We start from the raw sequence: 8,556 nt of genomic DNA on the forward strand, positions 1-8,556 counted from the left end.
CTGTTGGGTGCCCTCAGGCTGCCTGCCGGGGTGGCAGGCTTGCCCTGGAATCAGTGGCAGCTTTGCCGTGGAATGGGTGGCAGGCTTCGCGTGGAATCAGTGGCAGGCTTGGTCTGGAATACGCAGGTGGTTTAACTTTTAAGCACATTGGCAGCGAATACGGGAAGTCCATGCAGCAGCAAAAACACAGTCGTCGTGGGCGCCCGATGGGAGAGGGCTGGCAGGGTGCAGAAACGCGGGCGGCGATACTGGATGCGGCGGAACGCCGCTTCGCCGACCTCGGCTACGCGGCAACCCGTTTACAGGATGTGGCGGAGGATGTGGGCAAAACCGCCCCGGCAGTGGCGCACTTTTTCGGCAACAAGGAAACCTTGTACCGAGCCGTGCTGGAGCGGATGGCTGCCGATTACGCTGCCTACCTGTCGGAGCATTCGGCGCCGCCGGAAAGCGATGAGTTAACGCGCATTCTCGCCACCGTCACCGCCTGGCTGCGCTTCATGCGCAAGCGGCCGTCGCAGTTGGGGCTGATCCTGCGCGACATGGCGGAGCGGCGATTGCAGCCCTTGGGTGAGGCTACCCTCACCCGCATCTTCGAACCCTACAGCGTGCCAGTACAGGAGCAGAGCCTGCGGCAGGAGGGTGGCGTGATCTTCAATCTTGCCTGGGGTGGTGGCATTATTTTCATGGTCAGTGCGGCTCACTTCAGCGACCCTGACTTCGAACGAGCCCTGTCACGTCATCTCAGGGCCCTGCGCCTGGCACTGGAGGCCAACACGGGCATCCACCGATAGCGCGGGCGCCACTTGTAGTAACCCAGACTTGGTCTGACATACAGTGTCAGAATGGCAAGTCTTCTTTCGCCACATAGCGGACAGCCCCCGCAGGATGATGTGCCTTGGCAAATCGTACGATTCTAACAAGATTGGGCCCGATTCATCAGTTTCCTGCCCTCCGACAACCAATCTTACTGGCCGGATTTTCACCATAGCTTTATGGATAACCTACTGATTTTGTGTGATATTCCTTTGAGGCTCTGTGTGCATATAAGATCCTGAAAGGTCTTATGAATACCGATGGCTTCTTTTCTACAACTCCAACCTGAACGCAAGGAGGCGTGGCATCATGATTTGTAGCAGCTTATTCAAGCCAACCAGGAAATCTCACAGTGTGGCATAAGCGGAATTCGGTCTATTAATCTGCTGGAAATTCCTCTATGACATCGAAGGCTTTTCAAGCATTTGACCACGCGATTCAAGACGCAATGGAGCTCTTGGACCACTTTGATGCATTGAATAAACAGCCTCCTCCGCCTGAGATCGAAGTACTGAAACGAGCAAGCTTAGTGATGGCGCTGGCTGCTCTCGAGACATATTTGGAGGATTTACTCATTGAGACTGTCGAATCACTTTGCTGCGATGGGGATGAGCGCCTGTCCGACTTCATACAGGCTTCACTCATAAGCGATCTTAAGGTTTTCCATACGCCAAGTACTGATAGAGTAAGACCTATTTTCAAGAAGTATCTTGGTTATGACGTCACGGAAGGCTGGTCCTGGAATAACTCCGATCCTGCGAAGGCAAGAACGGAATTAAATCGGCTTGCAAAGAAGCGTGGAGATATTGCCCATCGCTCAGTAAGGCCTCTCCCAGGCCAGCCAACCCAGCATGCAGTCACGCGAGACGCCATGCGAAAGCATATACACTTTATTAAAGAGTTGGTTAGGACCACCGATACCTATGTGCAGAAAAACTCTGCCAGGTAGCGGAAACGGCCTGAGCTAGCGCGTGAATGCGAGTGTTGGACGGCGCTCGACGTCGAGGGAGTGGCACACCGTTGAAGAAGATCGATCTACACATCCATACCGTTCCGACGATTAGCGATGCTGATTTCACATTTAGCCTCGAAGCATTTCATCGATATGTCGAAGAAGCCAGTTTGGATGCTGTCGCAATTACAAATCACGACGTTTTTGATGGTGAGCAGTTCAAGCTGATACAAAGCTCGCTAAACACTATGGTATTCCCTGGGATCGAGATTAATGTTGCCAAGGGTCACGTATTAGTGATTGGAAGTGATTCGAAAGTAGATGACTTTGAGGCAAAAGCCCAGCTTGTCACAAGCAAGATCACCAAAATTGGAGACTGTCTTTCAGTCGCTGAACTCATAGAAATATATGGTGACTTAAGTTCATATTTGGTAATTCCTCATTACGATAAGTCTCCTCCATTACGAGGTGAAGCACTTGATCTTTTGCGGCCCTACATAGCTGCCGGCGAGGTCGATAGTGCGAAGAAATTTATCCGCTCGATTAAAGATGAGTCGAAACCAACACCTGTCCTGTTTAGTGATTCACGGATGAAGGAAGGTCTCGTACGGATTCCCATGCGCCAAACTTTCGTAGATTGTGGAGAAGTTACCCTTGCATCACTCAAGGCCTGCCTCGCTGATAAGAGCAAGGTTGCTCTCTCAGAGTCTGACGGTAACAAGCTGTGGCAGGTTCTACAAGACGGGCAGATGATTTCAACGGGCCTTAACGTATTAGTCGGTGCGCGCTCAAGCGGCAAAACCCATACGCTCGATGAAATTTGTGAAACAGTGGAGAATGCCAAGTACATAAAGCAATTTTCGCTTGTGCAACAAAGCGAGGAGGAGTACGAGAGAGAGTTCAATAGTGAGGTTGAACGTCGCCGAAGTGTCTTTGTCGACAATTATCTTGCCGGATTCAAGAGTGTTCTGGACGATGTAATGAACGTCGACCTGGAAATGCGAGACAGCGAATTAGAAACCTACATAGAAACGCTGTTGAAGTCAGCAGAAGAGAGTGATCGGCAGGATGCATTTTCTAAGGCAGTGCTTTTCGATGAGGAAATGCTTCCGGTAGGAAACACCAAGACGCTTGTGTCGCTCATCGAATCTGTGAAGCAGGTCTTACAAAACATCGAGTTCAGAGATGTCATCCAAAGGCATATTCAGCTACCCGCGCTCAAACGCTTAATTCTTGAGCTGATAGAATTGCTTAGGCAGCGAACACTTAATCAGCATAAAGCAAAGTTTGTCAATGATCTGATTGCGGAAGTTAAGAGGGATTTGCGCCTCCGGACATCCGCTACTCAGATTGAAGATATAGATCTGTACGAGTATTGCCTGGATCAGCGGCGTATCCATAGGTTTAATGAAATTGTAGGTTTCTTAAAGCAAGATGCGGTGATTTTCGAAGAGTCGTTGCAGGGCTTTAAGGTCGAAGCAAGAAAAAGGCCGTTTTCCGGTGCTCAGGAGATTAAGTCTGCGAGTAGAGTTAAAACGGCCTTTAGCGATGCTTTCCAACAATATGAAAATCCGTATCAATATCTGCGCAGCTTGCTAGACAACGACGCCCTTGCTAGAGCAGATCTGTACAAGCTCTTTGTCAGGATTGGTTACAGAATCTTGAACGAGGACGGGTTCGCAGTTTCAGGCGGTGAGAGGTCTGAATTCCGGTTGTTACAGGAAATTTCCGATGCTCATAACCATGAGATTCTCTTGATAGATGAACCCGAGTCATCTTTCGACAACCTGTTTCTAAAAAGTGACGTCAATCAAATTTTGCGATCGATAGCAGAAACGATGCCCGTTATTGTAGTTACTCATAACAGTACGGTGGGCGCTTCAGTAGGTGCTAATTACTTGCTTCACACGCAAAAAGAATTTGAAGACGGACAGATCCGGTATCGTCTATATTCTGGATACCCGACTGACAAAGTGCTGACGTCGGTCGATGGTAAGACCATCAAGACTCACGAGATCATGTTAGATTCGTTGGAAGCTGGCGCTGTTGCGTACGAGAGTCGGAGAAAAGGCTATGAAGCTATTAAAGATTGAAGATTATTGTGGCCATTTCTTAGCCGAAAACGGCTCTTATGAGCCGATAGACAAAATTTCTAAGGAAGATTTACTTCGGCTTGTTAACGCGAGCCTCGGCGACGAGGAAGTTGAGTTTGATGAATATGATGAGGCTTCTGTGAAGAATCATGCTCATCAGGTCATCTATAAAAGTGTGGTCCGCAAGTTAATTTCTCTGAGGGAACGGAGGCAGGAGTTCACTGATGAAGCGGCTCGCTTATATCTCGAAGACTATGAGCGCTACAAAGTAGAGTCCACCGGTTAGTTCGACGCCTTCCATCAACACGTTGCATGTGACGTTTGACCCGCTGCGCACCTTTGTTGTCGTAAACGCACACATCGCCTAATGCTTCGTGATCGAGGGTGTTGAAGGCCAGCTTTGAGGACCTCTGGGACCAGGGCAAGGTCCGCGACAGGGCGGTCATCGACGTAATACAGTCACAGCAAGTGAATGATGCAGGTGGAAGTGCGAGGGCTGCGGCTCAGGTTGGGCAATTGCTTGCACAGGCTAAAGCAAGCGGGGATCGGTCCTGATCAAGTCTTGAGCCTGGTGAACTGGGGGAGTTAGATGACAAAGGCAATTTGGGACGTTCAGAAACTACTGGGAGAGGAATGGGATACTTAACTTTGTCTGTAACGTTGGGGCTCGCAGTCTTAATGCTGCTAGCGGTGAAGGCTGCCGATTATTTCATCGAAAGCATTCCACATGATGCTATTCCTATAGTGGCCAGCGTTTGTGCAGCAATTCTATTGGCTTTTGCTCTGTTCTTTTACATCGGGGGATGGATCGTCAAAGGACATAAAGGAGCCTTCCGAGTAGGAATCGTACTTTCAATAGTTTGGATTTTCGCTTGGCTGTTGGCCTCCGATCCTTTCGATAGTTACGGTTGGGACGAACCAGAAGCGTTTTTTCTAGGTGGGCTGCTGCCGACAATATTATTCTGGGGCGTCGTTTGGATTGCAAAAGGTTTCAGAGAAGCCCCAGACCCTAGCTAAACACTGGCCCGGGCGTATTAAAAATCTATTCCTTTGGCGGAAAGGGTGTAAATAATTCTGTGTAACAGCCGGGGTTTTCAATGGCCTATTCAATTTTCGCCGTGGGCACTGACAGTTATAAGTTAAGGCTGTTGATCCCAAAATATCCGTCAACTTTCAACTACGAAGCCATATTGCTTAAATTTATGGATTTTATTGTCGAATATCATGCGCTGGATATGGGATAGGGAGCAGCAGAGAAAATTTCTAGGAGTGGAGCGCCGAGAGGGACAATTCTGGTCTCTTACAATCCAGAAGCAGACTCCATTGAGTGGCGCGGTTATTAACCCCCAGACGTACGGGCGCGAATGAGCGTACAACAAGAAAATGTAGCGGACTCATAAACCTGCCTCTAATTTAGACTTATTTTTTCTTGGAATATCTCGTGTATCTAAATATTAAAGATTCAGAATATGAAGACCAGATCTATCGAATAGTTTCGTACAATCGCTTCTTGGAAATATTCGAAAGTTGTAAGAATACATTGGTAAAGCCCAAATTGTGGGAGGATACCTTTGAAAATTACACTTTAAAATCAAAACTAATATACCCAGATGGATCAAAAATAGAATTAGATGTTCACGAAAGGTTGTATGGCCAGTGCTGGACTACCTCCAAGGCTTCAGATGCAATGTGGAGAATTTATTCTCCCGATAAAAGAGGTGTGCGAATAAGAACTACTATTGATAAATTGCTAACCAGCATATCAATTGCCAACGTCAACACTGCAAGGACTGAGTCGTGTATAGGTAGGGTGAAATACCAGTCGGAATCAAAGATAATCTCTCAATCCAAGCAAGCATTTTCTAATAATGGACAAATGACCTTTGGCAATCTATTTCGGTCCTTGTTAGTTAAACGTAAAGCGTTTTCACACGAAAAAGAAATCAGACTGATACATCTGGATTGGGGGATAAAGATTCCAGACGAAGATATATACAAGTATGAAATTGATCCGCATGATTTAATTACACAAGTTATGATAGATCCTCGAATCTGCTATGATGAATTTAGAAATATCAAAGCTGATATTGAGGCTAAGACGGGCTACAAGGGTGACATAAAAAGGTCGCTTTTGTACCGTCTTCCTGAAACCGTCACCGTAGAAGTCGAGCAAAACATGACAACTCAAGGTACTCGGACACAGAAAAACTGCGCCGGTGTTTGAGGCGTTGAATGTCAGCTTTGAGGACTTTTGATACATGAGTGGGGTCAATTCAGAACAAGTACGTCATCAACCCGTTATTCGTATTGAAATGGAGAATTTCAATGTTAAGAATCGTACTGAAGGGCGTGATCTTTGCGCTTGGGTTAGTCGCTTTCAATCAGGCTTTCGCTTGTTCTTGCGCACGATCTGATCCGGACGAAGCTTTCGAAAAGTCGGTGAACGTCTTTGTCGCAGTGCCAATGGAAGCGGCTGTAGTGGGCGAGGCGGAGCAACCACAAGGCATAATCCAGGCTACCCTAACCGTCCTTGATGTGCTTAAAGGGCCTGCCCCAGACGCTGATCTCGTAATGGAAGCAACTGTAGATCCGCAAAGCACAGCTTGCCAGACATCAATTAGCTTGGGCTCGGCCTACGTTATTTTTCTGACCGACGCCAGTCAATCGACGGTTCGCCCGTCGGTATGTGGTCCGCATGAGACCTTTCAGCACCTGAGAATGCGCTTGGAGGAAGCTTGCTACCCCGGGCACCCTTACAACGAGGAGTGGTGTGCGCCGAATCTCCTAGAGGCGCTCCGAGGGGCACGTAAAGCGAATCGGAAATACCACTTCAACGAAGAGTGGGAATTAGAATTCGAAGAGTACGCAAAGCGCAGGGCCGAATCTCTGAACCACCGTAGACAGGAACAGAATTACTAAGATCCAATTGACTGCTTTGAGGACGCTGCGGGCTCGGCAACACTCGCCATGAGACAGACTCTAGCTTGGAATTGAGAGGTGCAGCTTGAACAGGATTATTCATGTCGGTCTGATTGCCTTAGCTTCATTCGTTTACTTTTTCCTTTGCTATGCAGCACTCAACGCGTTACCCAAAAACCGGGTTGTCGAGATGGCATTTACCGTAATCAATATGGGTATTGTGTGGTGGCTATTTCCACCGGTAAGAATTCGAGGCGATGCAAAGGGAGAAGCTCTTAAGACTTCTTTGGAGAGCACGCTACTTGTTGGGTTCTCAGCGGTCGTTATAGTCAATGGTTTTTGGGGACCTTATTACCAAAGCCGATTTTTCGTTGGAGCCGGAATGTTGCTTCTGTATGCTGGCGTCTTCCTTGCGTTTGCACGAACATTTGATCCATCTTATTTATACAGAGAAGGCGGATTCATGAATCGAAATAGTGACGCATCTGTGTGGATATCAATAGTAACCTTTGCTTACATTCTGGCCGCAATTTTTGTGGCTTTCTCAGGAATGGTCACTTGATACTTTGAGAACAGTCGGATCGCGTTTAGTGCCGGAGGTAGACATTCATCTCCTTTGAAATTTGGTCAACTTTTAGGACACAGTGACTGGATTGAATGCATTCAAATTTCGAACATAAATTCATCAAAGATGCGTTCATCCATATGAACGGGCGCGGTTATGACTACAACCTGGGCCGCTTCCTGAGCGTCGATCCCTTCATCGTCGAACCCGGCAACAGCCAGGCGATTAACCCTTACAGCTATGTCTTGAACAACCCCCTGAGTGGCGTGGACCCTACAGGCTATGCGAAGGAAGAAGTTGAAAAGAACATGGTACGCGTAGAGAGAACTGGATCGCGTATACAGCGGGAAGTTACCGTCACGACGACAACCACACAGAATGACGATGGCTCGACTACCGTTGCGGGCAGTGTGTGCGGTGGTTTAATGAGCGATCGCGAGGCGGTGTCGAACGGGCTATCAAACTACTTCCAATCTGCCGGCCTAAATGAAGTAACGAGCGGGTCGTCTTCGGGTGGAATTGGTGGACAACAGGGGAGAGAAAATATAGAAAATGGATCGGAAGCGGCCAATAGTGACAGCCTGAATTATGTATCACTTGCTGGCGCTTCCTCAGAATCAAATCGCTCACTATCACAAAGACAAGCGGGAGCGAGAATTGCGATTTCGGATCTAGAAGCTGACGGAACCATTAGTACTAGCAGAGTATTTAACGGAAAAAATGCGATTGATGCTGCCGCTAAAGAGGTTTTGGGCGCTGTTCAACCAATATCTGACAAGTACGGTCTGGAAATAGGTGGAACTATCGTGGAAAACGGAAAAGGGTACTCATACACCCGCCCATACCCAGGTGGAAATGGAGGAATGAGATTGGATCCAACGGGGGCTTCCGCCGGATATCATACCCATCCTGGGGGGGATTACATGTCCCAGTTCTTCTCGAATCGCTTCAACAGTCCTGGAGGTGGAGACGCGCTTTGGTCAACACGATATGGAATACCATTGTATATGTCCCATTCGTATGGAAGCGGCACGAATTTTAGAGTTTGTAATGGCGGGTATCCTACATGTCACGTAGATTTTGATCATGAATCGCCACCAGTTCCTTAGACACTTTCCAGCCGCTTTTGGTGACGCCGCTCATACTCTACCGGCGATAGCTGCTCATTAGAACTGTGACGCCGCCGTTCGTTGTAGAACAGCTCGATATAGTCA

The 8,556-nt window shown here is 48.0% G+C and carries 10 protein-coding genes; 9 read left to right on the forward strand and 1 reads right to left on the reverse strand.

The window, feature by feature from the left end; translation table 11 throughout:
* Positions 1 to 170 precede the first annotated feature (170 nt).
* From FVW59_RS19380 to FVW59_RS19420, 9 genes are all read left to right on the forward strand, one after another.
* Positions 171 to 791 (forward strand): TetR/AcrR family transcriptional regulator, encoded by a 621-nt coding sequence (locus FVW59_RS19380; protein ID WP_148066036.1) that lies wholly within the window; start codon positions 171 to 173, stop codon positions 789 to 791.
* A 422-nt stretch (positions 792 to 1,213) separates the two neighbouring features.
* The gene (locus FVW59_RS19385; protein ID WP_148066037.1) at positions 1,214 to 1,762 is read left to right on the forward strand and encodes a HEPN domain-containing protein; all 549 of its coding nucleotides are present in this window, start codon (positions 1,214 to 1,216) and stop codon (positions 1,760 to 1,762) included.
* A 71-nt stretch (positions 1,763 to 1,833) separates the two neighbouring features.
* The gene (locus tag FVW59_RS19390; RefSeq protein ID WP_148066038.1) at positions 1,834 to 3,858 is read left to right on the forward strand and encodes a phosphotransferase; all 2,025 of its coding nucleotides are present in this window, start codon (positions 1,834 to 1,836) and stop codon (positions 3,856 to 3,858) included.
* The gene (locus FVW59_RS19395; RefSeq protein ID WP_148066039.1) at positions 3,839 to 4,144 is read left to right on the forward strand and encodes a hypothetical protein; all 306 of its coding nucleotides are present in this window, start codon (positions 3,839 to 3,841) and stop codon (positions 4,142 to 4,144) included. The genes FVW59_RS19390 and FVW59_RS19395 overlap by 20 nt, the downstream gene beginning before the upstream one ends.
* A 347-nt stretch (positions 4,145 to 4,491) precedes the next feature.
* The gene (locus tag FVW59_RS19400; protein ID WP_148066040.1) at positions 4,492 to 4,875 is read left to right on the forward strand and encodes a hypothetical protein; all 384 of its coding nucleotides are present in this window, start codon (positions 4,492 to 4,494) and stop codon (positions 4,873 to 4,875) included.
* A 424-nt stretch (positions 4,876 to 5,299) separates the two neighbouring features.
* The gene (locus FVW59_RS19405; protein ID WP_148066041.1) at positions 5,300 to 6,082 is read left to right on the forward strand and encodes a DUF2971 domain-containing protein; all 783 of its coding nucleotides are present in this window, start codon (positions 5,300 to 5,302) and stop codon (positions 6,080 to 6,082) included.
* A 101-nt stretch (positions 6,083 to 6,183) separates the two neighbouring features.
* Positions 6,184 to 6,777 carry a hypothetical protein gene (locus FVW59_RS19410; RefSeq protein ID WP_148066042.1) on the forward strand — a complete coding sequence of 198 codons (594 nt, stop codon included), beginning with the start codon at positions 6,184 to 6,186 and terminating at the stop codon, positions 6,775 to 6,777.
* Positions 6,778 to 6,862: 85 nt separating this feature from the next.
* Complete coding sequence (locus FVW59_RS19415; protein WP_148066043.1) at positions 6,863 to 7,339, forward strand: hypothetical protein; 477 nt, start codon at positions 6,863 to 6,865, stop codon at positions 7,337 to 7,339.
* 95 nt (positions 7,340 to 7,434) lie between these two features.
* A complete protein-coding gene (locus FVW59_RS19420; protein WP_148066044.1) occupies positions 7,435 to 8,451 on the forward strand; it encodes an RHS repeat-associated core domain-containing protein in 1,017 nt (338 codons plus the stop codon).
* Here the strand turns inward: FVW59_RS19420 and FVW59_RS19425 are convergent.
* Positions 8,448 to 8,556, reverse strand: a 109-nt coding sequence (locus FVW59_RS19425) for an IS3 family transposase (protein WP_148065430.1), incomplete at its 5' end; no start/stop codon positions are given. The genes FVW59_RS19420 and FVW59_RS19425 overlap by 4 nt on opposite strands.

Origin of the sequence: Parahaliea aestuarii (genome assembly GCF_008064635.1) — a bacterium.
GTDB classification, from domain to species: domain Bacteria; phylum Pseudomonadota; class Gammaproteobacteria; order Pseudomonadales; family Halieaceae; genus Parahaliea; species Parahaliea aestuarii.